This is a genomic window from Frankia sp. Mgl5 (assembly GCF_023242985.1).
GTDB classification, from domain to species: domain Bacteria; phylum Actinomycetota; class Actinomycetes; order Frankiales; family Frankiaceae; genus Parafrankia; species Parafrankia soli.
In genome coordinates this window covers 1-292 of the sequence record NZ_JALKFY010000061.1, presented here as the reverse complement: position 1 = coordinate 292, position 292 = coordinate 1, and the positions used below count along the sequence as shown (strand labels likewise).

Annotated in this window: 1 pseudogene; it reads left to right on the top strand. The window is 57.2% G+C overall.

The window, feature by feature from the left end:
• Positions 1-130: 130 nt before the first annotated feature.
• Positions 131-292: pseudogene (locus MXD62_RS40165) on the top strand (P1 family peptidase); the annotation flags it as partial.

The window sequence follows — 292 nt, the reverse complement described above, 5'->3', positions numbered from 1 at the left end:
GAACGGATGGGGGCATCCGCTTGAAGTGGCGAAAGTCGCGAAACCTGAGGGACAGAGAGGCAAAACGGTAGATGGATCGGCGAAGGACGCTGGACAGCATGCAGACGACGCGGCGAACGCTGTGCAAACAAAAGAGAAGGTGCCGGACGGCTCTGTTATGATGGTGTTGGCTACAGATGCACCGCTTAACGAACGGCAGCTGAAACGGCTGGCAAAACGAGCAGTCTTCGGATTGGCGAGGATCGGGAGCTATGCAGCCCACGGAAGCGGAGACATTGTGATCGCCTTTTCC